Genomic DNA, 24771 nt, shown 5'->3' with positions numbered 1-24771 from the left:
CGGCTTTTACGCGCCGCCTTCTTCGAGCACCAGCAGGTTCTCATGCGAGAAACCCAGCGACACCGGCTGCCCTCGTTCGGGTAAACCGCGATTCGGGTCGTTGAATACGTCGAGCGAAATGACCGCGTCCTTCACACGCGCTCTGATGCGCACCACCGCGCCGAGGAAGTTCACCTCTTCCACCGTCGCATTCAGCGTGTTGCGGCCAGGCGCGGCCGGCTCCAGCACGATGGCCTCAGGCCGCAACGCGAGCAAACGCTTCTTGCCGGCGTCGTCGGACGGCAATTCCTGCGTGGTGGTCAGCTCCTGGCCGTCGACGGCCATCTTGCCAGCCGCCGGATCGACCACATGCCCCGACAGAATGTTCAGCGTGCCGACGAACGACGCGACAAAGCGCGTGCGCGGATAGTTATAGATTTCCGAAGGCGAGCCGATCTGCTCGACACGGCCCTCGTTCATCACGACGATGCGGTCGGAAATCGACAGCGCCTCTTCCTGGTCGTGCGTGACGAAAATCGACGTAATGCCGAGCTCGCGCTGCAACGCGCGAATGTCCTGCCGCAGCGAAATGCGGATTTTCGCGTCGAGCGCGGAGAGCGGCTCGTCGAGCAGCAATACCTGCGGCTTGCCGGCCAGCGCGCGCGCGAGCGCCACGCGCTGCTGCTGCCCGCCCGACATCTGCCACGGATAGCGCCCGCCGAGATGCGGCAGCTTGATCAACTGCAGCATTTCTTCGACGCGCTGGTTGATCTCCGCCTGCGGGCGGTGCGTGACTTTCAGCCCGAAGCCGATGTTCTCGGCCACCGTCATGTTCGGAAACAGCGCATACGACTGAAACACCATGCCGACGTTGCGTTGACGCGTGCGCAAATGCGTAACGTCCTTGCTGTCCAGCCGGATGACGCCGCGCGTCGGCGTTTCGAAGCCGGCGATCATCCGCAGCACCGTGGTCTTGCCGCAGCCGGACGGCCCGAGGAAGGTGATGAACTCGCCGCGTTCGATCTGCATGTCGAAGTGGTGCAGCGCCGTGTTCGCCCCGAACGCCTTGTGCAGATTTTCGATCTCAAGGAATGCCATGATTCGCTGCCTCAGTCCGTCAAATTTTCTGGCCGCTCATTGCGCGGGCCGAGCCGAATACCTGAATCAAACCCATCGACGCCCACGTGATCACGAACGCGATGATCGCAAGCGCCGAAGGCTCATACGCGCGGTTCGCGCCGATCAATTGCAGATACGGTCCGAACGCCGGCCGGTCGAGCAGGCTCGCCAGCGTGAATTCGCCGATCACCACGGCAAAGGTGAGAAACGCGCCGGACAGAATGCCCGAACGGATATTCGGAAAGATCACCTTGAAGAGAATCGTCGGCCAGTTCGCGCCGAGACACTCGGCCGCTTCGGTCAGCGAGCGCACGTCGACGGCGCGCAGACCGGCATCCACCGCACGGTACATGTACGGCAGCGACAGCGTCACATAGCCGAGCACCAGCAGTAAGTCGGTCGCGCGTTCGTTGCTGGTGAGCGGCAGAATCGAACTGCTGTTGTAGATGCGCAGATAGCCGAACACGATCACGATCGCCGGCACCACCAGCGGCAACAGCGTGATGAACTCGACGACCGGCCGCAGTTTAGGCAGCCGCAATTGCACCCAGTACGCAGTCGGCACCACCAGCAGCACGCCGATGATGATCGTCAGCACCGCCATCAGAATCGAATAACCGAACGAGGCCTGAAAACGCGGATCGGCGAGCACGACGCTGTACGCCTCGAAGCTGTATGTGCCGCGCTTCATCCGCAGGCTGAATTCGAAGGTCGCGATCAACGGAATCAGGAAATACAGCGAACCGACGATCATCGCGGTCCACGCGCCCACACGAGACTGGCTTTTCATCGACGCCCCCTTTCCGCGCGCGAACGCAGCCAGATGTAGCCACCGTTCGAGAGCCCCGTCACGAGCACCATGCCGAGCGCGAGCGCGTAGCCGAGGTTCTGGTTATGCATCACGTCGCCGCGAATCTGTGCGTACAACAGGATCGTGACGATGTTCAGCGAACTGCCAGTCAGCGCATAAGCGGTGGCGACCGCGCCGAACGAATTGGCGAACAGCAGCAAGGCGGCGCCGAGCACGCTCGGCCACAGCACCGGCAATGCAACGTAGCGCCAGTATTGATATGACGTGCCGCCGAGACAATCGCAGGCTTCGCGCCATTCCCGCTTCAGGCCGTCGAGCGCGGGCGTGACGATCAGCACCATCAATGGAATCTGGAAGTACAGGTAAGTCAGTGTCAAACCGGAGAAGCTCAGGATGCTGAAGCCCGTGGAGTACAGATTGAAGCCGAGGTATTTCTTCAGCAGCACGGTAACGAGACCGACGCGCCCCAACGTGCAGATGAAGGCGAACGCGAGCGGCACGCCGGCAAAATTCGACGCGACGCCGGAGAACGTCATCAAGGTCGGACGAATCCAGCCCGGCAGTCTGCCTTGCACCGCCGCCCACGCGAGCAGCGAACCGATCACCGCGCCGCCGAGTGCGGACGCGGCGCTCACCTTGAAGCTGATCCAGTAAGCGTCGAGGACGCCCGGCTGAAACAGGTCGCGGAAATTGACGAGCGTGAAGTGGCCTTGCGAATCCTGGAACGCGCCGACCATCAGAAAGCCGGTCGGCAAAATCAGGAACAACAGCGCGAAGGTGAAAAACGGCACCACGCCGATCCAGTTCAGGACCTGCGACGCGCGGCCCGGACCGTCGACGCGAGGTGTCGGCGTGGGCACAGTCGGAACCAGCAATTCCGGCTGCACCGATCCAGCATCCGTTGAAGCGCTCATAGCTCACCCTTGGGGCTTTCTGACTAACGCCGGGCGCGCCGCCCAACTGGAGCGACGCGCCGCCGGCAACACTGCGCGCTGCACCTGGCAGCGCCGTTGCATCGCTTACTTCACGTTCGCGCCGACCGCTTCGTCCCAATGCTTCGTGATGGTTTCCTTATAGGCGTCCTGTTGGGACAACGTCGGAAACACCGCGTTCTTGTAGGCCGAAGCCGGCGGCAGTTTGTCGAGCAGCGCTTGCGGGACTTTCTTCGCCGCGACCATTTCGTTATAGCGCATCGGGTGGCAATAGCCGGTCAGCCAGCCGATCTGGCCTTCGTCCGAATACAGGTACTCCATCCACAGCTTGGCCGCGTTCGGATGCGGTGCATAGGCGCTGATCGCCTGCACATAGACACCGGCGACCACGCCTGTTTTCGGAATCACCACCTGCACCTTCGGATTGCCCTTCAGCGTGTCGCGGTCGGCGAGCGCGTTGTAGTCCCAGCGCACGATGATCGGCGTGGTGCCCTGCGCGAGCGACGCAGCCTTGCCGATCACCGGCACGAAGTTGCCGCTCTTGTTCAGGTCGGCGAAGAATTTGAGGCCGGCTTTATCGGCCTTGCTCACGTCGCCCTTGCTCTGCGACAAGCCCGAGGCGAACACGCCCTGGATCGCCTGGTTGGCCGAGCGCGGGTCGCCCGCCAGCGAGACGGCATTCTTATAGTCCGCCTTGAGCAGATCGCTCCAGTCGGCCGGCGCCTTGTCGATCATGTCGGCATTCACTTCGAACGACAGCACGCCGTAGTAATCGCCGTACCAGTAGCCGTCGGCATCTTTCGACTCTTTGGGAATCGAGTTCCACGATGCGACCTTATACGGCTGCAACAGACCTTCCGCCTTCGCGCTCGGACCGAAAGACAAGCCCACGTCGATCACGTCAGGCGCTTGCGGACCTTTATTGCCCTTGTTCGCCTTGATCGCTTCGACTTCGTCGCCCGAGCCCGCATCCGGATTCAGCTCGTTGATCTTGATGCCGTATTTCTTCTGAAAGCCGGCGACCAGCTGACCGTAGTTGCACCAGTCGTGCGGCAACGCGATCACGGTCAGTTGACCTTCCTGCTTGGCGGCGGCGATCAGTGCGTCGAGCGGCGCGGCCGAAGCGCTGCTCACGCCGGCTGCGGCAACACCCGCAGCGGCGGACATCGAGAGTAAGCGTGTTAACGCGCGAGCTAACGCAGTACGGTTCATGGTCTTCCCCATCCTCTGCCGAAATTGCTACGTTTGGAAAATTTCTGATGCGAGTTCTGTGGGCGCAGTTGTGATTGCCTGTGTATACCTGGATTCACGCGCCCGCGCCATGCTCAGCCCTGATTCACCGGTGCGGAAAACATGTCGTGGTCCAGTTTATCGATGCGATCCGTGCAAATCATGTCGACGCCCCACTGCGCGAGAAGCCGCGCGCGCGCCGGGTCGTTCACGGTATAGGCCAGCACGCGCAAGCCGGCCGCGTGGATCTCGGCGACCAGCGGCTCAGTCAGATGCCGGTGACTCGCGTGCAACGACACGCAGCCCAGTTCGCGCACGATGCGCAGCCAGTCCGCCGGCACTTCCTCGAACAGCATGCCGCGCTGCAGCGAAGGCGCCGCGTCGCGCGCTGCGGCGAGCGCGTCGAAAGAAAACGACGAAAGCAGTGGCGGCGTCTGAGCTTGCCAAAGCGTCAGCGCGCCGCTTGCCACCAGACGCCCGGTGATCTCGTCACGGCCTGGACACGGTTTGATTTCGAGGTTGGCAGCGATGCCGTCGCGCGCGCAGCGCTCGGCCGCTTCGGCGAGCGTCGGCAGGCGCGTGCCGGCGAATTGCGGTCCGAACCAGGTGCCGGCGTCGAGCCCGGCAAGTTGCTGCCAAGTGTGGCCGGCGGCGGCGCCGTGGCCATTGGTGGTGCGCTCGAGCGTGTCGTCGTGCAGCAGAAAGAGCTGGTTATCGGCGGAAAGCTTGGCGTCGAATTCGACCATGCGGTAGCCGTAGCGTACGCACGCGTCGAAACCGGCGAGCGTGTTCTCCGGCGCCAGCGTGCCGCCGCAGCGATGCGCGACCAGCCTCGGATACGGCCAGTCTGCGGATATGGCGCGATCAGTCCCGTTCCCCACGTTTTCCACGTCTCCCCACCTTCCCGATAGACCGGTTGAAACAGGCTCCCGACACGCTTTCAACTGCCGCTGCCGCGATGACGAACGCTGTTGCCTGCAGCCTTCGTGCGCGAACCCCACGCGTAGTATCGCGCGAATGGATGACACTGCGATTCTGGCCACACGTCCATTGCCTCGACGGCGCCGGCATCTGCCAATTCATCGTCAGAATGACGAATCGTGCAGTGTTCCGGCCGCGCCGCATGCATCTGCAAATCGTTCATTCGATGGATCCCACGATCCATTATGGCAACGATACAGATCAAACAAATTGCCAAGAAATGCCGCAAAATGCTCGAAACAGGACATTCCAATTCCTTTGCGAACATTTCCCGTTCGAAATAGGCGCAGGCGTCCGATCTGCGAAGGCTAAGGTCAAATACACAAACTTGCAAGCTACCAAAAAAATACAACACAATTCGGCTAGAGTAGTGCGCTTGACATCGTCTGGACACACATCCGTGCCCACGATGTCGTGATCAAAACAGAGCCCCGTGAACGCGCGTTCGCATTCAAGGAAAATTGCATGTGGCAGGAAGACCGTCATCAGAGAATTCGCGCGTTGCTGTCGACGCTTCAGCGTGTGTCGACCGAACGCATCATGGCGGACCTCGGCGTATCGCGCGAAACCGTGCGGCGCGATTTACTCGATCTCGAAGCGCTCGGTGAGTTGCGGCGCGTGCACGGCGGCGCGATCAAACCCGCCGACGAAGCGCCGATCGCCGAGCGTGCGCACATGCGCGTCAAATCGAAGACAGCGATCGCCAAGGCGGCAACCGGCTTGATCGCCAGCGGCCAGACGCTGTTCATCGACGCGGGCACCACCACCACGGCGCTGGCCGAAGAACTGGCGAAACTGGCGAACCTGACGATCGTCACCAACTCGATCGACGTCGCACTGAAAATGCGCGGCGCCGCCGAGCAAGCCGAAGCGGCCAATGAAGTCATCCTGCTGGGCGGCTCGATCAGCGATCGCGCGATGGCGACCACCGGTGCCACCACCGTGCTCGACATCCAGCGCTATCGCGCGGACATGGCGCTGCTCTCGCCGGTCGGCATCGATCACCGGCACGGCGCAACCAATTACGATCACGGCGAAACCGAAGTCGCGCGCGCCATGGTCGCCAACGCGGATCGCGTGGTGATCCTCGCCGACTACAGCAAGATCGGCCAGCGCAGCCGGATTTCGTACTGTCCGGTCGATCGCATCGACGTGCTGATCACCAACAAAAAGGCGGCCGAAGCCGCCGATTTCGCATCGCTGAAAAGGAAACTGGAAGAGATTGTTCTGGCTTAGCGCCTCGTGTGGGCCCGGTTGCCGGTGAAGCGCGCCGGCGATCGACAGCCGGCGAGATGCCTATTCCTTCACATGCATCGTGTCGAGCACGCGCTTGCGCAAGCGCGTGTCGCGCAGCGCGCCGACAGCGTCGAGTACCGGATAGGCTGTGGAGCAGAACAGCGAATTGAGCCGCTTCATGTCGCTGATCAGATCCAGATGTAACGCGCTGGTCTCGATGCTGCGCAAGCTTTGCCCCGCGAGCCGGTCCAGATGCTTGTATGAATACGCGCGCTCCAGATCGCGAAAGCGCTCCTTCTCCGCCAGCAAGCGCTCCGCGCAGCGCAGATCGTTGTTCAGAAACACGGATAGCCCGAGTTGCAGATTGGCGACGAGGCGTGTCTGCAAATCGTCCAGCTCACCGAGCCCTTCCTCGGAGAACGACAATCGGTGCGCGATCTTCTTCTCCTCAATATCGCTCACGATCCGCTCGATGATGTCGCCCGCATGCTCCAGGTTGATCGTGAGCGAAATGATGTCGGTCCAGCGGCGGCTGTCGGCCGCGTCGAGCTGCTCGCGGGAGATCAGCGTCAGATAGGTTTTGACCGCGGCATAGAGTTCGTCCACGTCGTCGTCCATGCGGACTGTTTCGCGCGCTTTGTCGAGATCGTTGTGATGGATCAGATCCGCGACGTTGTCGAGCATGGTGCGCACGATGTCGCCGATGCGCAGCACCTCGCGGGCGGCATGCGCGAGCGCGAGAGCCGGCGTGGAAAGCGCCGCGGTATCCAGATGCAGCGGACGCAGTTCGCCGTTCGGCTGCGGCCGGTCCGGCAACGCGCGCGTACAGATGCGCGCCACCGGGTCGATCAGCGACAGACACGCGCAGCAGCGCAGCGTGTTGTAGATCACGTGAAAACCGACCACGGCTTCGCGTGGATTCGCAATCAGCACCGGCAGGCCGCGCGCGAGCAGCGGTGCGAACGGCAGGATCAGCAGTGCGCCGGCCAGCTTGAACGCAAGGCTGCCCAACGCCAGACGCCGCGCTGCCGTGTTTTGCGCAACAGTACCGATAAGCGCCAGCAAGCCGCTGCCGAGATTCGCACCAATCACGAGACACAACGCCACTTTCAAAGAGATCACGCTGGACGACGCAAGCGTCGCGGTCAGCAATACCGCCGCGAGGCTCGAATAGGAAAGCATCGCGAATGCCGCGCCGACCAGCGCATCGAGCATGGTGTCGCCGGTCAGCGCGCCGAACATCACGCGCACGCCGGCGCCTTGCATCATCGGCTGTGCGGCCTCGACGATCAGGTGCAGCGCCAGCAGGATCAAGCCAAGCCCGATGAGCGTGCGGCCAATCTGGCCGACGCGGGTCTGCTTGCGCGACAAAAAGAACGGCACACCGGACAGAATCAGGATCGGCGACAGCCACGACAGATTGAGAGTCAGCACCCGCGCCATCAACGCGGTGCCGACGTCGGCACCGAGCATGATGGCAAGGCCGCTGGTGAGCGGCAGGAGACCCTGCGCCGCAAACGACGTGACGATCACCGCGGTTGCATTGCTGCTCTGCACGAGGCTCGTTACGCCGACGCCAGAAAGGAAGGCCCGCCAGCGGCTGCTGGTGCTGCGCCCGAGTGCGCTGCGCAGATCGGCGCCGAGAACACGCAGGATGCCGGTGCGTACGATGTGCGAGCCCCATACGAGCAGCGCAACGCCGGCCAGAAGGTTAAGGAGAATCAACATGAGGCACTGCGCGTTCCGTTCCGGCTGCCATGACCCGAACCGCATGCCGTGCGAACCGGCACCCGGGGCGTATGACAGTAGTGTTGCATATTTTTGCCTTATTGTAATTTTGTGCTTTTAAATATACGCTCGCGCAAAGCTGTGGATTGCTGTGCGCCGACGGGATGGTTAGCGCACCGGTCCGCTCAACCACCTGATGCCGAGGAATCCCGATGAGCCGCAACCTTGCGCTGTTCGACCTGGACCATACGCTGCTGCCGCTCGACAGCGATCAGGCATGGGCGCATTTCATCGCTGGATTAGGGATAGAAGGCGCTGCGCGGCATGCCGAGGAAATCGACGATTACTACCGGCAATATGTAGCCGGCACGCTCGATATGGCCGCCTATCTGGACTACACGCTGGCGCCGCTCGCCCGCCATTCGCGCGAGCAGCTCGACGCGTGGCATGCCCAGTTCATGCGTGAGGTGATTGTGCCGGCGATCCTGCCGGCAGCGCGCGAACTCGTGCAACGTCACATCGAAGCAGGTGACCTGTGCTGCATCGTGACGGCGACCAACGTGTTCATCACCATGCCGATCGGCAAGGCGCTCGGCTTCGAACATCTGCTCGGCATCGAGCTCGGCACGGAAGGCGGCGATCCTTTGGCGCGCTACACCGGAACCGCAGTTGGCGTACCCACCTTCCGCGAAGGCAAGATCACCCGCACCGAGAATTGGCTGGCTTCGCTCGGCCATCGTTTGCAGGATTTTCCGCGCAGCTACTTCTACAGCGACTCGATCAACGACGTGCCGTTACTGGAGCGCGTCACGCATCCGGTCGCGACCAATCCCGATCCTCGCTTGCGGGACATCGCCACGGAACGCGGCTGGCCGGTGATCGAACTGTTTGCCTGATGTTTGCCCGATGATTGCTCCGGGTTTGCCGGCGCATGCGGCCGTGCAGGTGTGAGCCGCCGCGGCTAAACGCGCCCTTTCCACGGCGCCATCCGCCGCTCCAGCGCGCGCATGCCGAGGTCGAACAGCCACGCGATAAGTCCGATCAGCACGATGCCCATCACCACCACGTCGGTACGTAGGAAGCTAGATGCGTTGAGCACCATCTGGCCGAGTCCCGCGGTGGCGGCGACCATCTCGGCGGCGACCAGCGTGGTCCAGCCGAAGCCGATCGCGATACGCAAGCCGGTCAGAATCTCGGGCAACGCGGCCGGCAAGACCACGTGGCGCACGACCTGCCCAGAGCGGCCGCCGAGAGAATAAGCCGCATGAATCTGTTCGATGGTCGCGCTGCGCACACCGGCGCGCGCAGCCATCGCGATCGGCGCGAAACAGGCGAGATAAATCACGACGATCTTCGCCGTCTCGTCGATGCCGAACCAGATCACCACCAGCGGCAGATACGCGAGCGGCGGCAACGGCCGGTAGAACTCCAGCGGCGGATCGAGCAAGCCGCGCGCGACCCGGCTCACGCCCATCAGGAGACCAATCGGCACTGCGGTGAGCGCCGCCAGTGCGAAGGCGCCGAACACGCGCAGCGCGCTCCATGCGAGATGCTGCGAGAGCGGCAGGCCGCCCTGAATGTGTCCGCGCCACGCGTCCAGAAACGCGGCCCAAACGGCTTCGGGCGTCGGCAGGAACAAGGGTGGCAACCAGTGCAGATGCGTCGCTAGCCACCACAGCGCTGCGAGCGTCGTCACCGAGACTACGCTGAGAGCCGCAGTCGGGCCTTCGCCCGGCAAGCGCCAGCCGCGCACCGGGCGCGCATTCCTGCGCGACGATTCTCCCGCACGCGCCCGCGGCAGATCGCCGAATGATTCCCGCGAAGCCGTCAAGACGCCACCTCCTCCTCGCGCCGTTCATGCAGGCGGCGCACCAGCCGCTCCCGCCATTCGATGAAATCCGGTGACGACTTCACCGCGCGCGCGTCGCGTGTCTCGAGAAAACGTCGTGCGAACGGCAGGTCGTAGCTGTCGGCGATGCGGCCAGGGCCTGGCGTCATCACCACGAGGCGGGTTGCCAGAAACAGCGCCTCTTCGACGCTGTGCGTAATGAAAAACACCGTCTTGCGCGTACGCCCCCAGACGTCGAGTACGAGTTCCTGCATCGACTCGCGTGTCATTGCGTCGAGTGCGCCCATCGGTTCATCCATCAACAGCACTTGTGGATCGCTCGCCAATGCGCGTGCAATGCCCACGCGCTGCTGCATGCCGCCCGACAACGCATAGACCGGCGAGCGCGCATGCTGTTCGAGGCCGACCAGCGCCAGCATCTGCCGTGCGATGCGCTCGCGCTCCGCCTTGGGCACGCGTTGGAAGCGCAAGCCGAGCGCCACGTTTTCGAGCACGTCGAGCCACGGCATCAACGCGTACTTCTGGAACACCACGCCGCGATCCGCGCCCGGCCCGAGCACAGGTTCGCCGTTTAGCCGCACGTCGCCTGCGGTCGGTTGAATGAAGCCGGCAATGCAGTTCAGCAAGGTCGTCTTGCCGCAACCCGACGCCCCCAGCGCGACGACGAACTCGCCCGGTTCGATGCGCAGATCGACGTCGGCGAGCGCGACGTGCGGCATCGCGCCGCGCTCGCCTTCATAGGCGACCTGCAATCGCCTGATCTCAAGACCGCTCATCGCCGATCCTTTTCATCGTGCTAATGGGAATCAATGCCTGCGGCTCAATGCGCTGCACGCTGCACGAACTGCGGATCGACGCCGATCGAGTAATCGGCCAGCACGTTCTGAATCGTGCCTTGCGTCTTCAGAAACGCGGCGGTGGCGGCCAGCGATTTCGCCGCGCCGGATTGCGCGCCGCCACCCAGCCACAAGTTCGAAGCCTGCTGCGCGGGCGTCGGGAAGGCATACAGCGCGAGGCTCGCCGGCACGTCCTGCGCGACGGCGCCGGACTCCTTCGCAACGGCTTCGACCAGCGGCGAAGCCGCGGTCCACGCCGACCTGTGATCGCGGTAGCTCGCGTCGGTCGCGGCCAGCACCTTCACGAAACGCGCGACGAACTCGGCGTTCTGACTGGCGAACTTACGATCCACAACGAAGCCGTCGAAGGTCGCCTTGCCGGTCTGCTGCGCAATCTGTCCCGACGTGATCAACACCTTGCCGTTCTTCTTCACCTTCGCCAGCACCGGATCCCAGATGTAGGTCGCGTCGATGTCGCCGCGCTCCCACGCTGCCGCGACTTCAGGCGGGCGCAGGTTGACGATCTTCACGTCCGACGGATTCACGCCGGCGTTCTGCAGCGCGACCAGCGTATGAAAGTGCGAGGTCGATACGAACGGGACGCCGATCTTCTTGCCCTTCAGTCCAGCGACGCTCGTTACGTTGGAACCGTCGCGCGCGACCAGCGCTTCGGCGTCGTTGATGTTGTCGAGAATCCAGAACAGCGAAATATCGACGCCTTGCGACAACCCTGCCGCGATCGGACTCGACCCCGCCTCGCCGAGTTGCACCGAGCCGGAGGCCAGCGCGCGGATCACGTCGGCGCCGCTACCGAGCTTGCGATAGGTGACTTTGTAACCGGTGGCCTTCTCGACCTCGCCGGTCGCCTGCGCATAACGCCAGGGCACGACCATGTCCTGATACGCGATCACGACTTCTTTGCTATCGGCGTGTGCGGCGGAGGTAAACGGCGCGGACAGCGCGAGCAGCGCGGAGAACGCCGCGAATGTGCGGAGAAAGCGGTTCATCGGGAAGCCCCTTTAGTGCGTGTTGTCTGGGAGGCTTTCGACTATAGGGAGTTTGTGCGCGCGCAGTTCTATTTAATCCGCGATAGCTAATCACGCCGTTCGAGCATTGCTTTTCGCGTTGAGTTGGATAGGGGTGGTTGCTGCTGCGTGCAGCGGATCGGCTCTAGCGGATGATCGCGGATTTAAATACCTGAGCGCAAGCTGGCCGTTTGGCGGATTGACCGTGGCTTGGGGCGGGCGGGATGATCACCGGATTGTTCTTCAGTTCGCATTCCTATGGTCGAATTTCTTCACCGCTTGAGCTGGTTGCTTTTCAATGTCGGCGTGCCTGTTTTCGCGCCGATTGCTTTGTTGCCTCTATTGAACTTCTCGCGCGTCTATCGGCAGACCTCGAAAGGCATTGCCACAAGGGCGATCCGGGACGGGCAACTCCTGTGGGTCGTCATTTCGATGTGCGCGAGCGCGTGCTATGAGATTGGAGGTGCGCTCGGAGCGGCTTCGTCAGGCAGCATATTGACTGTGATGCTGGCAGGACTAATCTGGCACGTACTATTTATCATCGCAGCCTCCATACTCGTGACGTTCGGCGCTGCTGACTCGGCGCCCCATCTCTCACATAGCGGCGGCGACGAGGTACCTGGCCAAAAACTGATGTGGACATCAATTTTAATAACGGCCGTCGCCGCGACTTCGTTCGCCATATCTCATTATTCGTTAACCTAAGCAATTTAAAAACTATTGGGCTATACTTTGACCCACGAATCACAGGGAGAAATCACATGCCCAATCTGATTGACTACATCATCGAGAATCGCGAACTGCGTAATCGCTTTATCGATTTCATCGGCCCCTTCGCGGTCGTCAGCGGAACGCTGCTCTGTATTGCGATGCTGACCGTGAAGTACTTCCGGTAACCGACGCCGGCCGTCTGCCCGGGCTTGACTCCCGCCCGGTAACCAGGCCGCCCAGATGAACAAAGCCCGCAACAAGTGCGGGCTTTGTATTTTCAACCGACCAACCAGCCAAACCGCTTAGACCACTCCAGCGCCATGCGCCTGCAAATCGGCGTGGTAGCTCGAGCGCACCATCGCGCCAACGGCAGCATGCGTGAAGCCCATCTTGTACGCTTCTTCCTCGTACATCTTGAACGTATCCGGATGCACATACGAGCGCACCGGCAGATGATGCTCCGACGGTTGCAGATACTGGCCGATCGTCAGCATATCCACGTCGTGCTCGCGCAGATCGCGCATCACTTGCAGGATTTCCTCTTCGGTTTCGCCGAGGCCGACCATCAGGCCCGATTTGGTCGCGACGTTCGGATGCAGCGCCTTGAAGTCTTTCAGCAACTTCAGCGAATGCGCGTAATCCGAACCCGGACGCGCTTCCTTGTACAGACGCGGCACCGTTTCGAGGTTGTGGTTCATCACGTCAGGCGGTGCGGCGTTCAGAATACCGATCGCGCGGTCCAGACGGCCGCGGAAGTCCGGCGTGAGAATTTCGATGCGCGTGTCCGGCGACAACTCGCGCGTCTGACGGATACATTCCACGAAGTGAGCGGCGCCACCATCGCGCAAATCATCGCGGTCGACGCTGGTGATCACCACGTACTTCAGCTTCAACGCCGCGATGGTGCGAGCGAGGTTGCCCGGCTCGTCCGCATCGAGCGGATCGGGACGGCCGTGGCCGACGTCGCAGAACGGGCAGCGGCGCGTGCACTTGTCGCCCATGATCATGAACGTCGCGGTGCCCTTGCCGAAGCATTCGCCGATGTTCGGGCAACTCGCCTCTTCACACACGGTATGCAGGTTGTGTTCGCGCAGGATCTGCTTGATCTCGTAGAAACGCGAATTGCCGGTGGCCGCCTTCACGCGGATCCAGTCGGGTTTCTTCAGCTTCTCGATCGGGACGATCTTGATCGGAATACGGGCGGTTTTGGCTTGCGCCTTCTGCTTCGCGGTGGCGTCGTAAGCCGTGCCGGCGGCGGCAGCCGGCACGGCATCGGTAGCGGCAGCAGGAGAAGCTGCGAGGTTCGCGGTAACGTCAGTCATTCGTTCGGTCCAGTCAGGCGGTGAGCGCACCGGCCTGCGGTTGGGCGACGGCCGCGGGACTGCCGTCGAGGTTTGCGGTGAGGCACGCAGCAAAGGTTCGGGCCACTTCGTCCCAGCCGGCAGCAACGCCCAGCGTCGCCATATCGACGGTTTCGAGCCCCGCGTAGCCGCATGGGTTGATGGCCAGAAACGGCCGCAGATCCATCTTCACATTCAGGCTCACGCCGTGATAGCTGCAGCCGTTGCGGATTTTCAGACCCAGCGCGGCGATCTTGGCGCCAGCATGCAGCCCGGCGTCCGGCCCGGGCGCCACATAGATGCCCGGAGCCCCCGCCTTGCGTTCTCCGGCGAGATTATACGCCGCAAGGGTATCGATCACGGCCTGCTCGATCCGCGTGACCATCTCGCGCACCATCAGCTTGCGCCGGCGCAAGTCGAGCAGCAGATAGGCGACCACCTGGCCTGGTCCGTGATACGTGATCTGCCCGCCGCGATCGACCTTGACCAACGGAATGCCGCTGTCGGCCGCCAGCAGATGCGCCGGGTCGCCGGCCTGGCCGAGCGTGAAGACGGGTGGGTGTTCGACCAGCCAGATTTCGTCAGGGGTGTCCGCCGTGCGCTCGTCGGTGAACGCGCGCATCGCGGCGAAACTGGCTTCGTAAGTTTCACTGCCGCGCCAGCGCAGAGTGGGGGGCACCGTGGCGGGCAGGGGAGACGGGAAAACCGGGGTGGCACACATAATGGCGTCAGTTTACCGAAATCCGGCAATCCCCGCCGGAAGTGCTCACGGCGCCGCGGCCCGCCGCCGCCGCGCCGTCCAGGCCCCAAAGAGGCTCAAACCGTGCGCCAGCCGCCGCGCATCCACGCCGCCAGCCGTTCGCCGACCCGCGCGAACCAGTTCAGCGCCCGCTCGTCGCACCGTGTCGGCACCGAAAACGCCACCCTCGCCTGCGTGTTGCCCTCGGCGCTCAGCCACAGACGCTCGCCGCGCCGCAGCCGCAGCGTGTGGCCAGGCTGCAGCCAGTAGTCTTCGGTGTCGTCGCTGCGTGTTACCCATACGGCGCCACCATGCACGACCAGCTTGGTGCTGCGTGCCACCTTCATCGGTACGGTTTCGCCGTGACGGATTTCAAACGCGATGCTAGAGGAAATTTCTCTCATGATGCCCTCGCCAAAATTCGTTTCGTGGCTACAATCGTAGGCGTAGCAAGGGTTTACGCAAAACGATCTATTTTCACCTCTATGTGAGAAATATTGCGATGGACCTAAGGCAATTGCCCGCACTGAACGCCATCAAGGCTTTCGAAGCCGCCGCCCGCCACGAGAGCTTCTCGCGCGCCGCCGACGAGCTGTTCGTCACGCACGGCGCTGTCAGCCACCAGATCCGGGCGCTGGAAGCGGAGCTGGGCATCACGCTGTTCGCCCGCGACGGCAAGCGCGTGCGTCTCACGGAAACCGGCCGGCGTTATGCCACCCACGTGCGCACCGCGCTGATGGCGCTCGCCGATGCCACCCGCGAAATCCGCGCCGGCGACCGCGAGCGGCGCCTCGTCGTATCGATGCTGTCATCGTTTGCGGCGCGCTGGGTGACGCCGCGCATCGGCAGCTTTATCGAGGCGCATCCGCAGTGGGACCTCGAACTGCTGTCCACCAACGCGCTAACGGACTTCGCGCGCGACGACGTCGACGTGGCGATCCGCTTCGGCTTCGGCAAATATTCGGGGCTTCATTCGGAACTGCTGCTGGAGGAGATTTTCTTTCCGGCCTGCGCGCCGACCTTCAACGGCGGCAAGCTGCCGCAAGTTCCCGCCGATCTGACCAAGGTCCCGCTGCTGCGCTCCGACGACGAATTGTGGCGCCCGTGGTTCGACGCCGCCGGCCTCACCGACTGGCCGGAGCCGAAGCGCGGGGTGCTGTATCAGGATTCGTCGAATTTGCTGCAGGCGGCCATCGACGGCCAGGGGGTCGCGCTCACGCGCCGATCGCTGGCAATGCACGAGATCGCGGCGGGCCGCCTCGTGCGGCTATTCGACGTGGATGGGCCGAGCCCGTGGCAGTACTACTTCATCTGCCCTCCGCAAATGCTCGAAACCGCGCGGGTCAAGGCTTTCCGCGATTGGGTATTCGACGAAGTGGGACGGTTCAAACAGCTTTTCGACCGGGCTTGTGCGGCAGGCCCCTCGGCAAGCTCCGCTCAGTCGGCGGACGCATTGCGCGTCACGCCATGACTTCGCTTAAAGCACCACTTTCACCATCGGATGACCGGTGAGCGCACGATAGATATCGTCAAGCTGCGCCTGGCTCGTTGCGCGCACCGTGACCGTCAGTCCGGTGTAGTTACCACCGCTGGACGGTCGCGTTTCGACACGCTCCGGGTCGACTTCGTTATCGAACTGCCGCACCACCGCGACGATGGTCTCAGCGAATGCGGGATGCGACTTGCCCATGATCTTGATGGGAAAATCGCACGGAAACTCAAGCAATGATTCTTTCGCGGAATTCACTGTTCACTCCTTGCTGCGCCTCAAGCGCTTCTTTTGCCTTGGCACGCTGGTACGCCGCGTACAGCGCCGCAAAGACCGCGCCCGGCTTACCGTCGTGGCCGACCGGCCGGCCGTCGAGCTGCGTGACCGGCAGCAGTTCCTTGGTGGCCGAGCTGACCAGGATCTCGTCCGCGGCGCGCAGTTCCGCTTCGGCAATCTCGCGCGCTTCGAAGCGGATGCCGCACTCCTGCGTCAGCTCTTCGATCAGTCCGTAGCGGATCCCTTCGAGAATCTTCTGGCTGCGCGGCGGTGCAAATAGCGCGCCATCCTTCACCACCCAGACATTCGACGACGACCCTTCGGTCAGCAAGCCGTCGCGAAACTGGATCGTTTCGAACGCATCGTTTTCCGCCGCGTACTGTGCCATCAGCACATTGCCGAGCAGCGACACCGATTTGATGTCGCAATTCAGCCAGCGACGATCTTCGGCGCTGACGCAACGCACGCCTTGGGCACGCTGCGCGGCGCCCGGCAAGTTCAACGGGCTGACCATCACGAATACGGTCGGCTGGATGCCGGCCGGAAATGCATGGCCGCGTTTCGCGACGCCGCGCGTCACTTGTACATAAGCGATCGCGTTCTGATCGACACGCAAGCCGCCATCCGCTTCATTGGCGGCGACTACCCGCTCGATCAGCGCGCGCCAGCCGGCGGCGTCGAACGGATTGACGATGCCGATCTTCTCCAGCGAACGCGCGAGACGCGCCAGATGGTGCGCGAAGCGAAACGGCGTGCGGCCGCCGGCGTGCGCATACAGCGGCGCGACTTCGTAAATGCCGTCGCCGAAGATAAAACCGCGGTCGAGAACCGGCACGCGCGCTTCGGACAACGGCACCAGCTCGCGGTTCAGATAGACGATCGGGTCGAGCGGAGCATCGCAGACAGCGGTCATCGGCGTCAGGTTGTTACTTCTTCTTGTTGAACATCAGCATCAGCGAATCCCACACGCGGCCCACTACGCCGGCTTGCGACACGGCCTGCAACGCGACAACCGGGAATTGCGCGAGCACCTTGCCGTCGGCGACCAGCTTCACGGTGCCGACCTGCTGACCGTTGGCGAGCGGCGCGATCAGCGGGTCGATCTGTTCGATCTGGGGCTTCACCTTGTCGCCCATGCCCTTCGGCACGGTGATGTACTGATCGCCCTTCACGCCGATCTGCACGGTGTCCTGCGCTCCCTTGTAGACGCGCGGCGCGCCGACCACCTGATTCGCCTTGTACAGACGCACCGTGTCATACGCGGTGTAGCCGTAGTTCAGCATCTTCAGGCTGTCCTGCACGCGGTCGTGTTCCTTGGTCTCGCCCATCATCACCGAAACGAGACGGCGCGACGTGTCGTTCGCGCCCGGCAACGGCCGCTTGGCGCTCGCGATGAGGCAGTAGCCGGCGCCTTGCGTATGGCCCGTCTTCAGGCCGTCCACCGACGGATCGATCCACAGCAGACGGTTGCGGTTCGGCTGCTTGATCTTGTTGTAGGTGAAATCCTTGACCGAGAAGATGTTGTAGTAGTCGGGGAAGTCGCGGATCAGGCGCGCCGACAGGATCGCGAGGTCGCCCGCGGTCGTGTAGTGCTGCGGGTCGGGCATGCCGTTCACGTCGGCGAAATGCGTATGCGTCATGCCGAGGCGCTGGGCTTCGGTGTTCATCATGTTGACGAACTGCGCCTCGCTGCCGCCGGCCAGTTCGGCCAGCGCGATCGCCGCGTCGTTACCCGACTGGACGATCATGCCGTAGACCAGATCGTGCACGGTCACCGGCTTGTTCGCCTCGATGAACATGCGCGATTCGTCCGTGCGCACGCGGCGCACCGCTTCGCTCGGCATCACCGTCTGTTCCATCGTGATCTTCTTCGTCTGCAGTGCTTCGAAGACGAGGTACGCGGTCATCAGCTTGGTGAGCGACGCCGGTTCGACGCGTTCGTCGGCATTGCCCGAGGCGAGCACCTGATTGCTGGTTGCGTCGACGAGCACCCACGAACGCGCGTTCACGCCAGGAGGCGGCACTTGCGCGAACGCCGTGCTGGCAACGAGGGTTGCCGGCAACACGATGCCGAGGGTCACGGCACGGCTAAGCGTAGGGGGAACGAAGGAAGCGACGGAGGGAAATGACGTGCGGCCGGAGATGGAAAAACGCATAGGGTCGATTCGTGCAGATAAATGCATCGCGCGCAGGGCGCGGAGTTTGGGAGAGCCGGTCGGCAAGCGTCAGCCGTGTAAAACACGGCACGGCGCCCGTTGGACTTCCGGCCACGCGGTCGGTTCGCGCAGCAAGCCTCGCATCCAGCACCGCTGCGCGCGCAGGGTTGCTACGCGTCGCGCGAACTGCCGGGTGGGCTGTGCTGCGCCCAAAAAAGAGCGCTCATTATACGCGCGCTATCCTGGTAACTTTGCGCAATGGGTGGCGATTAATTTCGGTTTGTGCGTACCTGTACCCCGGAAAACACGCGCCGGGCACGATTCACCGCCACGCGTCGACGATGATCCGCTTCAGAATATGCAGCTTGCGGTGCAGAAAATGCTCCGCTCCCGGGATCACGACAATCGGCAATTCCTGTGGCCTTGCCCAGTCGTAAACCGATTGAATGGGAACCGTCTCGTCGGTTTCGCCGTGAATCACGAGCGTGTTTTCCGGTACGGGCGCGACTTCCCAGCGACTCGCCGCGGTGCCGACGAACACCATGCGCTCGATCGGCTGACCGTCTTCGCGCAGCTTCGCGGCCACATGCGACAAGACGAAGGTGCCGAACGAGAAGCCCGCGAGCACGAGGGGCAGATCACCCTGCCCCGCTTCGGCGCGCATGTGGTCGAGCACCGCGCGCAGATCGTCGCGTTCGCCGATGCCGTTGTCATGCTCGCCCTGCGTTTCGCCCACGCCGCGAAAATTCGAGCGATAGGTCACGTAGTTCAACTGCACAAGCGTGCGCGCGAGCGTTTGCGCGACCTTGTTGTCCATCGTGCCGCCGAACAGCGGATGCGGGTGCGCGACGAGCGCGATGCCACGCGGCGCGGCGCCGTTTTCGCGGGTTTCGTCGGGCAGATCCAGTGCGACTTCGATCTTGCCGACCGGGCCGTCGATCAGATATTTCTTCGTGTGAACGTTCATGGCGCGGCTTATTGATCGATCTTCAGACGCTCGACAATCTTGCCGTTCGCAAGATGCGAATCGACGATTTCGTCGATGTCGCTCTCGTCGACATACGTGTACCAGACGCCTTCCGGATAAACGACGACCGTCGGCCCGAGTTCGCAGCGATCCAGACAGCCGGCCTTGTTGATCCGCACTTGTCCGGGGCCGGCGAGGCCAAGTTGCTTCACGCGTTTTTTCGCGTGCTCCTGCATCGCCTGCGCGTTGCAGTTCGCGCAGCTCGGGCGTTCCGCGCCGGGCTCGCGCTGATTGAGGCAGAAGAAGACGTGGTACTTGTAGAAGGAGTCCATGGTGTCCGGAGGCGAGACTGTAAGAATGGGGAACGGCGCTGGGCGCGCTGCGGCGCCTCTGTGGTGCGGTCGATTATAGCGAGCGGGGCTCGGGGCCGCTCATGCCCCATTCATGCCCCGCTCGCGCGCCGCCTGAGCCACACCCGCTCGACCAGGAACGCCAGCCACACCAGCGCCGCATACGGCCAGATCCACGCGAGCCATTGCGCGAGGCCATTGAAGTGCAGATAACGTCCTTGCCGCCAGTCGGCCAGCACGACATCGAAATACGGATTCACCGGCAGCAGATTGACGAACGCCAGCATGAGCGTCAGCGCACAGGCCGCGAGCGCCGCGCGCGAACGGCGCCGCAGCCGCAGTGCAAGCAGCGCCGCGACCGTGCCGCAGGCGAGGCCCAGCAGCGCGCCGGGCGTCGCCCAATCGAACGCGAGGCCCGATTGCGATTGCAGGAACGTCGCGCCCGCCTTGACGCACAAGGTCATGACGATAAAAGCAGTCAGCAGGCGCACGCGCGGCGCGTGGCGGCGCATCGGCAGCGACGCCAGCGCGAGCGCGGCGAACAGACTGAGCGTGGTGATAGCGGCTTCCCAGCCGCCGTCGGGCAACCAGGCGGCGGCCAGCGCCGGCCATCCGCCGACGTGCCAGCCGGGCGGCGTCCATGCGAGCAACGCCTCCTGCGTGTTCGAATCGAAACTCAGCCACAGCGCGCGCGGCCAGTTGCCAAGCCCGAAAAGGCGCGGCACCGGATACATCGTCGCGAACGGCCACAACGCGACGATGCAAGCGAGCGCCGCGCTATCGCGCTCGAACCACAGCAGGCGCAAGCGGCGCAGCAAGCCGCGATCGAGCAGCGCGCCGGTGGCCGGCGACATCATCGCCGCGCCGAGCAGCGCGCCGAGCGCATTGGCGGCCACATCGAGATTGGAGGCGACGCGCGTCGGCAGATAGGTCTGCACGGCTTCCATCACGCCCGACAACAGTCCGCCGAGCACGAACGCGAGCGCGACCGCCAACGTGCCGCGCCAGCGTGGATAGACCGCGAGCACCACCAGCGCGCCGAACGGCATGTAGCCGAGCACGTTGGCGACGACGTCGAACGCCGTCAGGTACTGCGGCATGGGATCGAACAGATAGTCGAAAGGACCGAGGCCGAGCGAACGCCAGCCGGAAAACGGGTACCACGACCCGTAGACGATCAGCGCGGCGTACAGCCCCAGCGCCAGCCGGGCGAGCGCCGACGGACGGTGCAGCCAGGGTTTGTCGTTCATGCAGCGCTCCGCAGCGCGCGCTGCAGTCGGGTCATTGCGCCGCGACCAGTGCCTGCACGCCGAGCCATGCGCTGATCTGCGCGACGAGGTCGTCGCTGGCGGCGGCGAGCGCCTGCGCGCCGCCGGCGGCATCGGCCGAACTGGACGGCGCGCGCGCAATGAAGGTGCGCTGGCCGATCACCTTGCCGCTCTGCGTCAGCGTGGCGCGCGCGGTCACCGCGCCGTGACTTTCCGACTGGCTGTCGAAGACCTGCTCGAACTCGCTCAATTCGACCTTCAATACCGGCGCACGCACGCCGTCCGCACCCGTCAGCACGGTGCCGCGCGAACTGAGCGCGCCGCGCAGACGCTGGGTGAGCAACTGCGACGGCGCCATGGTCCAGTGGCTATTCGCGTACGACGCCGTCTGCTGCGCGTCGGCGTAGCTGAGCCGGTAGATCAGCTTGTCGGACTCGAGCGTGTCGGGCGCGCTCACATCGAGCACCTTGACGGGCGGCAGCGTGCCGGCCGAAGCAACCGGGTTCGGCGGCCCGAGGTCGTAGCGGATATCCGCGATCGCCGCGGGCGTGCCCGCGCAGCCCGCGGCCAGCACGCCGAATGCGAGCAGCACCGCCAGCACGGCGCTCGAGGAAAACAGGCGGTGAATCGAGCGTGACATAACCATGTTCCTTCTTCAAAACCTTCAATTCATTTCGCGGCGGGCGCAGCGGCGGGCGCAGCGGCGCGGCCCGCGGGCCACGTAAAGCCGGCTTCGCCTGGGCCGGGCGCCGCCTGCGGCGCGCCGAACAGCACGCTGCGCGGATTGGTGCTGAACGCCTCGGCCGCGCGGTCCACCGAACGCGCGGCCGAGCGCACGTCTTCGGCAAGCGAATTGACGCGCGGCAGCGTGTCGTAACCGACTCGCGCCGACAACTCCTGCAACGAGCCGTCCATCGACGCCAGCGCATCGCCCGCCTGCTGCGCTGCCGTGCCGACCTTGTTCAGGTTGGTCTCGAACGGGCCGTCGGAGCGGTTCAGACTGGTGATCAGCTGATTGGTCGACGCCAGCGTGGCATTCAGCTGGTTGAGCGTGGCCGGCAGCTTGCCGGCGGCCGGCGCCATCTGCTGGGTCAGCGTTGCGACGCCGTCAGCGGCTTTCTGGATGCTGGCCGCCGTGCCCTGCAACTGACTGACCATTTCCGGCGACAACAGATTGTCGACGTCTTCGGTGACTCTTTCGAGTTTGCGCAGCAGCACGTCGCCGCGTTGCTGCAACTGATCGAGCAAGCCCGGGCGCATCGGCAATTGCGCCACCTGCTTCGGCGATGACGGCAACGGCGACGGATCGCGCCCGCTGTCGTCCAACTGGATGAATGCGATGCCCGTGACGCCCTGGAAGCCCAGGCTGCCGAAAGTCGAATGGGTAATCGGCGCGTGCGTGTCGACGAGGATGCGAATCACGATCTGACCCGGATGAGACGGATCGAATTTGATCGACTGCACCTTGCCGACGTCGAGCCCGCGATAACGCACGGCGGCGTCGGTATAGAGCCCGGTCACGTTGGTGCGCGCAATCAGATCGTACGGCACCCGTACCGAACGGTCGACGTTGAACAAAAAAGCCGCCGACGCGATGGCAACCAGCAAGACCACCGTGAAGAGCCCTGCCCAGAAGGCATGTGATTTGTTTTCCATGGTCAGGTTCCCTGGTTCACAGCGGCAATTCGGATGATGCCGGTTCGAGCGCCGCACGCGGCAGCTTCGCGCGGCGTTCCGGCGGCAGCGCCTGCAGCGCGCGACGCCCGCGCAGCCCGAGGAAATATTCGCGAATAAACGGATGATCGACGCCCGCCGCTTCTTCGACCGGCGCGGCGACCAGCACCTTGCGATCAGCCAGAACGGCCACGCGGGTGGACAGCGCGACCATCGTGTCGAGATCGTGCGTGACCATCACCACCGTCAAACCTAGCGCGCGATGCAAGGCGGCGATCAGCTCGACGAATTCCTCGGACGCTTGCGGATCGAGGCCTGCGGTCGGCTCGTCGAGAAACAGCAGTTCGGGTTCGAGCGCGATCGCGCGCGCAATGCCCACCCGCTTGATCATGCCGCCCGACAGCGCCGACGGCATCTTCGACGCATGCTTGCACGGCAGGCCGACCATTTCGAGCTTGAGCATCACGATGTCGCGCAGCAGGTCTTCGGGCACTTGGCCGAGTTCGCGCAACGGCTGCGCGACGTTGTCGAACACCGACAGCGACGAGAACAGCGCCCCGCGCTGAAACAGCATGCCCGAGCGGCTGCGCATCAGCAGCGCGGTTTCCGGAGATATCGTCGTAAGGTTCTCGCCGAACAGCTTGATGGTGCCGGACGACGGCCGCTCGAGACCGAGAATTTGCCGTACCAGCGTGGTCTTGCCCGAGCCCGAGCCGCCGACGATCGACACGATCTCGCCGCGCCGCACGTCGAAATTCAGGTGCTGATGCACGATGTTGCGGCCGTAGCGCTTGGTGATGTCGATCACCTCGATCACCGGCTCGGCGATCTCGGGCACCGGTTGGCCGCGCACGGCCTGAGTGAGTGGCGCAATCATCCGAGCCCCACGTTCTGGAACAGAATCGCGAACACCGCGTCCGCGAGAATCACGATGGTGATCGAGGTCACCACCGAGGTCGTCGTGCCTTCGCCGAGACTCTGCGAATTGGCCTTGATGCGAAAACCGAAGTGACAGCCGACGATCGCGATCAGCATGCCGAACGCGACGCCCTTGCCAAGGCCGATCCACAGGTTCGCGACCGGCACCACACTCGGCAATGCGCGCGCGAAGTAGTTCATGTCGATGCCAAGCACGATCTTCGCGGCGACCGCGCCGCCGGTCAGCGCGATGATGTTGGTCCACATCACGAGGAGCGGCATCGCCACGCCGAGCGCGACCACCCGCGGCAGGATCAGGCGCAGCCCGTGCGGGATGCCCATCACGCGCATCGCGTCCAGTTCTTCGGTGACGCGCATCACGCCGATCTGCGCGGTGATCGCCGAGCCCGACCGGCCCGCGACCAGAATCGCCGACAATACCGGTCCCAGCTCGCGGATCACCGAAAGCCCGAGAATATTGACGATGTACTGGTTTGCGCCAAAAAGCCGCAGTTGCTGCGCGGACAGGTAGCTGAGCACGATGCCGATCAGAAAGGCGACCAGCGCGGTGATCGGCAGCGCCTTGGTGCCGGCGTTGTAAACGTTCGCGGAGATTTCGGTCCACGGCGTGATTTTCGGTTTACGCAGGATCGCCAACAGATCCAGCACGACGCGCCCGAACATCGCGACGCCGCCGTACAGATGCTCGACGAACGAGAAGATCGCCATGCCGAGCCGCGTCAACGGATCGAACCTCGGCACCGGCTCGGCCTTTTCGCGCCCGGCGTCGAGCAAGGCAATGCGCTCGAAGATGTCGCGTTGCGTATCGGTGAGCGTGGTGTCGGCCGGCATCTTGTGGCCCCACACGCGCCACAGCGCCTGGCCGCCGACGTGGTCCATGCGGTCGACGCGCGATAGGTCCCACTGGCCGATGCCTTCGGCGCCGATCAGCTTGCGCAACTGGGGAATCACATGACCGGTGGCACGGTCGCGCGCGAGCGCAAGCGCCGTCCACTGGCCTGAGAGCCGGACGATCTTGCCTTGGCTGCCTGCCGCGACTTCGAGGCCGGGCGGAGTGTCGTAGTTCAAGGATCGCTGGAATCTTGTGATCGGATTAAGGGCCATTGTAACGAAGGCGCGGGCGATGGACCGTGCTC

The 24771-nt window shown here is 63.6% G+C and carries 28 protein-coding genes; 5 read left to right on the top strand and 23 right to left on the bottom strand.

The window, feature by feature from the left end; all coding sequences use genetic code 11:
• Positions 1 to 6: 6 nt before the first annotated feature.
• The 6 genes from DLM46_RS04155 to DLM46_RS04130 form a co-directional block, all read right to left on the bottom strand.
• Complete coding sequence (locus DLM46_RS04155; protein WP_115099507.1) at positions 7 to 1077, bottom strand: ABC transporter ATP-binding protein; 1071 nt, start codon at positions 1075 to 1077, stop codon at positions 7 to 9.
• A gap of 19 nt (positions 1078 to 1096) precedes the next feature.
• A complete protein-coding gene (locus DLM46_RS04150; RefSeq protein WP_115099506.1) occupies positions 1097 to 1888 on the bottom strand; it encodes an ABC transporter permease in 792 nt (263 codons plus the stop codon).
• Positions 1885 to 2823 carry an ABC transporter permease gene (locus DLM46_RS04145; RefSeq protein WP_115099505.1) on the bottom strand — a complete coding sequence of 313 codons (939 nt, stop codon included), beginning with the start codon at positions 2821 to 2823 and terminating at the stop codon, positions 1885 to 1887. The genes DLM46_RS04150 and DLM46_RS04145 overlap by 4 nt, the downstream gene beginning before the upstream one ends.
• A 105-nt stretch (positions 2824 to 2928) precedes the next feature.
• Positions 2929 to 4053 (bottom strand): ABC transporter substrate-binding protein, encoded by a 1125-nt coding sequence (locus tag DLM46_RS04140; RefSeq protein ID WP_115099504.1) that lies wholly within the window; start codon positions 4051 to 4053, stop codon positions 2929 to 2931.
• A 113-nt stretch (positions 4054 to 4166) separates the two neighbouring features.
• Complete coding sequence (ugpQ, locus tag DLM46_RS04135; protein WP_115099635.1) at positions 4167 to 4952, bottom strand: glycerophosphodiester phosphodiesterase; 786 nt, start codon at positions 4950 to 4952, stop codon at positions 4167 to 4169.
• Between the two features lie 59 nt (positions 4953 to 5011).
• Positions 5012 to 5320, bottom strand: a complete 309-nt coding sequence (locus DLM46_RS04130) for a hypothetical protein (RefSeq protein ID WP_133300298.1) — start codon at positions 5318 to 5320, stop codon at positions 5012 to 5014.
• Positions 5321 to 5517: 197 nt separating this feature from the next.
• Here DLM46_RS04130 and DLM46_RS04125 point away from each other — a divergent pair, with 197 nt between their 5' ends.
• Positions 5518 to 6288: a DeoR/GlpR family DNA-binding transcription regulator gene (locus DLM46_RS04125; RefSeq protein ID WP_115099502.1), complete on the top strand. Its 771-nt coding sequence runs from the start codon at positions 5518 to 5520 to the stop codon at positions 6286 to 6288.
• A 60-nt stretch (positions 6289 to 6348) separates the two neighbouring features.
• On the opposite strand, the gene DLM46_RS04120 is transcribed toward DLM46_RS04125, so the two are convergent.
• Positions 6349 to 8016, bottom strand: a complete 1668-nt coding sequence (locus DLM46_RS04120; protein WP_115099634.1) for a Na/Pi cotransporter family protein — start codon at positions 8014 to 8016, stop codon at positions 6349 to 6351.
• Positions 8017 to 8228: 212 nt separating this feature from the next.
• Between DLM46_RS04120 and DLM46_RS04115 the strand changes: the two genes are divergently transcribed.
• Positions 8229 to 8912 carry a histidinol-phosphatase gene (locus DLM46_RS04115; RefSeq protein ID WP_115099501.1) on the top strand — a complete coding sequence of 228 codons (684 nt, stop codon included), beginning with the start codon at positions 8229 to 8231 and terminating at the stop codon, positions 8910 to 8912.
• A gap of 65 nt (positions 8913 to 8977) precedes the next feature.
• Here the strand turns inward: DLM46_RS04115 and DLM46_RS04110 are convergent, their stop codons facing one another.
• Genes DLM46_RS04110 through tauA form a run of 3 tightly spaced genes read right to left on the bottom strand, consistent with a single transcriptional unit; the run spans position 8978 to position 11708 of the window.
• On the bottom strand, positions 8978 to 9847 hold the full coding sequence (locus DLM46_RS04110) for an ABC transporter permease subunit (RefSeq protein ID WP_115099500.1): 870 nt from the start codon (positions 9845 to 9847) through the stop codon (positions 8978 to 8980).
• The gene (locus tag DLM46_RS04105; RefSeq protein ID WP_115099499.1) at positions 9844 to 10641 is read right to left on the bottom strand and encodes a taurine ABC transporter ATP-binding protein; all 798 of its coding nucleotides are present in this window, start codon (positions 10639 to 10641) and stop codon (positions 9844 to 9846) included. The genes DLM46_RS04110 and DLM46_RS04105 overlap by 4 nt, the downstream gene beginning before the upstream one ends.
• 44 nt (positions 10642 to 10685) lie before the next feature.
• Positions 10686 to 11708, bottom strand: coding sequence for a taurine ABC transporter substrate-binding protein (gene tauA, locus DLM46_RS04100; protein WP_115099498.1), 1023 nt, complete (start codon positions 11706 to 11708; stop codon positions 10686 to 10688).
• Positions 11709 to 11984: 276 nt separating this feature from the next.
• Between tauA and DLM46_RS04095 the strand changes: the two genes are divergently transcribed.
• On the top strand, positions 11985 to 12431 hold the full coding sequence (locus DLM46_RS04095; protein ID WP_115099497.1) for a hypothetical protein: 447 nt from the start codon (positions 11985 to 11987) through the stop codon (positions 12429 to 12431).
• Positions 12432 to 12487: 56 nt separating this feature from the next.
• Complete coding sequence (locus DLM46_RS40875; protein ID WP_279635153.1) at positions 12488 to 12622, top strand: hypothetical protein; 135 nt, start codon at positions 12488 to 12490, stop codon at positions 12620 to 12622.
• A gap of 117 nt (positions 12623 to 12739) precedes the next feature.
• On the opposite strand, the gene lipA is transcribed toward DLM46_RS40875, so the two are convergent.
• From lipA to DLM46_RS04080, 3 genes are all read right to left on the bottom strand, one after another.
• The gene (gene lipA, locus DLM46_RS04090) at positions 12740 to 13759 is read right to left on the bottom strand and encodes a lipoyl synthase (RefSeq protein WP_115099496.1); all 1020 of its coding nucleotides are present in this window, start codon (positions 13757 to 13759) and stop codon (positions 12740 to 12742) included.
• A gap of 13 nt (positions 13760 to 13772) precedes the next feature.
• The gene (gene lipB / locus DLM46_RS04085; protein ID WP_115099495.1) at positions 13773 to 14498 is read right to left on the bottom strand and encodes a lipoyl(octanoyl) transferase LipB; all 726 of its coding nucleotides are present in this window, start codon (positions 14496 to 14498) and stop codon (positions 13773 to 13775) included.
• A 95-nt stretch (positions 14499 to 14593) separates the two neighbouring features.
• Positions 14594 to 14920, bottom strand: coding sequence for a DUF2917 domain-containing protein (locus DLM46_RS04080; protein ID WP_115099494.1), 327 nt, complete (start codon positions 14918 to 14920; stop codon positions 14594 to 14596).
• 98 nt (positions 14921 to 15018) lie between these two features.
• Between DLM46_RS04080 and DLM46_RS04075 the strand changes: the two genes are divergently transcribed.
• Positions 15019 to 15987 carry a transcriptional regulator GcvA gene (locus tag DLM46_RS04075; RefSeq protein WP_115099493.1) on the top strand — a complete coding sequence of 323 codons (969 nt, stop codon included), beginning with the start codon at positions 15019 to 15021 and terminating at the stop codon, positions 15985 to 15987.
• A gap of 6 nt (positions 15988 to 15993) precedes the next feature.
• Here the strand turns inward: DLM46_RS04075 and DLM46_RS04070 are convergent, their stop codons facing one another.
• The 10 genes from DLM46_RS04070 to DLM46_RS04025 form a co-directional block, all read right to left on the bottom strand.
• Positions 15994 to 16206, bottom strand: a complete 213-nt coding sequence (locus DLM46_RS04070; RefSeq protein WP_244305819.1) for a DUF493 family protein — start codon at positions 16204 to 16206, stop codon at positions 15994 to 15996.
• Positions 16207 to 16234: 28 nt separating this feature from the next.
• A complete protein-coding gene (locus tag DLM46_RS04065) occupies positions 16235 to 17194 on the bottom strand; it encodes a D-amino acid aminotransferase (RefSeq protein WP_115099491.1) in 960 nt (319 codons plus the stop codon).
• A gap of 13 nt (positions 17195 to 17207) precedes the next feature.
• Entirely contained in the window at positions 17208 to 18437 is a 1230-nt protein-coding gene (locus DLM46_RS04060; protein WP_115099490.1) for a D-alanyl-D-alanine carboxypeptidase family protein, read from the bottom strand.
• A 322-nt stretch (positions 18438 to 18759) separates the two neighbouring features.
• On the bottom strand, positions 18760 to 19404 hold the full coding sequence (locus tag DLM46_RS04055) for an alpha/beta hydrolase (RefSeq protein WP_115099489.1): 645 nt from the start codon (positions 19402 to 19404) through the stop codon (positions 18760 to 18762).
• An 8-nt stretch (positions 19405 to 19412) separates the two neighbouring features.
• Positions 19413 to 19736 carry a (2Fe-2S) ferredoxin domain-containing protein gene (locus tag DLM46_RS04050; RefSeq protein WP_115099488.1) on the bottom strand — a complete coding sequence of 108 codons (324 nt, stop codon included), beginning with the start codon at positions 19734 to 19736 and terminating at the stop codon, positions 19413 to 19415.
• Between the two features lie 110 nt (positions 19737 to 19846).
• Positions 19847 to 21004 (bottom strand): VanZ family protein, encoded by a 1158-nt coding sequence (locus DLM46_RS04045; RefSeq protein WP_115099487.1) that lies wholly within the window; start codon positions 21002 to 21004, stop codon positions 19847 to 19849.
• A 31-nt stretch (positions 21005 to 21035) separates the two neighbouring features.
• Positions 21036 to 21662, bottom strand: a complete 627-nt coding sequence (locus tag DLM46_RS04040; RefSeq protein ID WP_115099486.1) for an ABC-type transport auxiliary lipoprotein family protein — start codon at positions 21660 to 21662, stop codon at positions 21036 to 21038.
• 29 nt (positions 21663 to 21691) lie between these two features.
• The gene (locus tag DLM46_RS04035; protein ID WP_115099485.1) at positions 21692 to 22678 is read right to left on the bottom strand and encodes an MlaD family protein; all 987 of its coding nucleotides are present in this window, start codon (positions 22676 to 22678) and stop codon (positions 21692 to 21694) included.
• A gap of 16 nt (positions 22679 to 22694) precedes the next feature.
• Positions 22695 to 23573 (bottom strand): ABC transporter ATP-binding protein, encoded by an 879-nt coding sequence (locus tag DLM46_RS04030; RefSeq protein ID WP_115099484.1) that lies wholly within the window; start codon positions 23571 to 23573, stop codon positions 22695 to 22697.
• A complete protein-coding gene (locus tag DLM46_RS04025) occupies positions 23570 to 24703 on the bottom strand; it encodes an MlaE family ABC transporter permease (protein ID WP_115099483.1) in 1134 nt (377 codons plus the stop codon). Before DLM46_RS04025 ends, DLM46_RS04030 begins: the two co-directional genes overlap by 4 nt.
• Between the last annotated feature and the right edge of the window lie 68 nt (positions 24704 to 24771).

This window comes from Paraburkholderia lacunae, from assembly GCF_003353175.1.
Taxonomy (GTDB): Bacteria; Pseudomonadota; Gammaproteobacteria; order Burkholderiales; family Burkholderiaceae; genus Paraburkholderia; species Paraburkholderia lacunae.
Note: the sequence above shows the minus strand (reverse complement) of the source record. Positions and strands in the feature narration are given on the sequence as shown.

Bases quoted from the DNA above. Each gene is read 5' to 3' on its own strand.
- DLM46_RS04155 (WP_115099507.1), bottom strand. From the start codon at position 1,077: ATGGCATTCCTTGAGATCGAAAATCTGCACAAGGCGTTCGGGGCGAAC.
- DLM46_RS04150 (WP_115099506.1), bottom strand. From the start codon at position 1,888: ATGAAAAGCCAGTCTCGTGTGGGCGCGTGGACCGCGATGATCGTCGGT.
- DLM46_RS04145 (WP_115099505.1), bottom strand. From the start codon at position 2,823: ATGAGCGCTTCAACGGATGCTGGATCGGTGCAGCCGGAATTGCTGGTT.
- DLM46_RS04140 (WP_115099504.1), bottom strand. From the start codon at position 4,053: ATGAACCGTACTGCGTTAGCTCGCGCGTTAACACGCTTACTCTCGATG.
- DLM46_RS04130 (WP_133300298.1), bottom strand. From the start codon at position 5,320: ATGTTCGCAAAGGAATTGGAATGTCCTGTTTCGAGCATTTTGCGGCAT.
- DLM46_RS04125 (WP_115099502.1), top strand. From the start codon at position 5,518: ATGTGGCAGGAAGACCGTCATCAGAGAATTCGCGCGTTGCTGTCGACG.
- DLM46_RS04120 (WP_115099634.1), bottom strand. From the start codon at position 8,016: ATGTTGATTCTCCTTAACCTTCTGGCCGGCGTTGCGCTGCTCGTATGG.
- DLM46_RS04115 (WP_115099501.1), top strand. From the start codon at position 8,229: ATGAGCCGCAACCTTGCGCTGTTCGACCTGGACCATACGCTGCTGCCG.
- DLM46_RS04105 (WP_115099499.1), bottom strand. From the start codon at position 10,641: ATGAGCGGTCTTGAGATCAGGCGATTGCAGGTCGCCTATGAAGGCGAG.
- tauA (WP_115099498.1), bottom strand. From the start codon at position 11,708: ATGAACCGCTTTCTCCGCACATTCGCGGCGTTCTCCGCGCTGCTCGCG.
- DLM46_RS04095 (WP_115099497.1), top strand. From the start codon at position 11,985: ATGGTCGAATTTCTTCACCGCTTGAGCTGGTTGCTTTTCAATGTCGGC.
- DLM46_RS40875 (WP_279635153.1), top strand. From the start codon at position 12,488: ATGCCCAATCTGATTGACTACATCATCGAGAATCGCGAACTGCGTAAT.
- lipA (WP_115099496.1), bottom strand. From the start codon at position 13,759: ATGACTGACGTTACCGCGAACCTCGCAGCTTCTCCTGCTGCCGCTACC.
- lipB (WP_115099495.1), bottom strand. From the start codon at position 14,498: ATGTGTGCCACCCCGGTTTTCCCGTCTCCCCTGCCCGCCACGGTGCCC.
- DLM46_RS04080 (WP_115099494.1), bottom strand. From the start codon at position 14,920: ATGAGAGAAATTTCCTCTAGCATCGCGTTTGAAATCCGTCACGGCGAA.
- DLM46_RS04075 (WP_115099493.1), top strand. From the start codon at position 15,019: ATGGACCTAAGGCAATTGCCCGCACTGAACGCCATCAAGGCTTTCGAA.
- DLM46_RS04070 (WP_244305819.1), bottom strand. From the start codon at position 16,206: ATGGGCAAGTCGCATCCCGCATTCGCTGAGACCATCGTCGCGGTGGTG.
- DLM46_RS04065 (WP_115099491.1), bottom strand. From the start codon at position 17,194: ATGACCGCTGTCTGCGATGCTCCGCTCGACCCGATCGTCTATCTGAAC.
- DLM46_RS04060 (WP_115099490.1), bottom strand. From the start codon at position 18,437: ATGCGTTTTTCCATCTCCGGCCGCACGTCATTTCCCTCCGTCGCTTCC.
- DLM46_RS04055 (WP_115099489.1), bottom strand. From the start codon at position 19,404: ATGAACGTTCACACGAAGAAATATCTGATCGACGGCCCGGTCGGCAAG.
- DLM46_RS04050 (WP_115099488.1), bottom strand. From the start codon at position 19,736: ATGGACTCCTTCTACAAGTACCACGTCTTCTTCTGCCTCAATCAGCGC.
- DLM46_RS04045 (WP_115099487.1), bottom strand. From the start codon at position 21,004: ATGAACGACAAACCCTGGCTGCACCGTCCGTCGGCGCTCGCCCGGCTG.
- DLM46_RS04040 (WP_115099486.1), bottom strand. From the start codon at position 21,662: ATGTCACGCTCGATTCACCGCCTGTTTTCCTCGAGCGCCGTGCTGGCG.
- DLM46_RS04035 (WP_115099485.1), bottom strand. From the start codon at position 22,678: ATGGAAAACAAATCACATGCCTTCTGGGCAGGGCTCTTCACGGTGGTC.
- DLM46_RS04030 (WP_115099484.1), bottom strand. From the start codon at position 23,573: ATGATTGCGCCACTCACTCAGGCCGTGCGCGGCCAACCGGTGCCCGAG.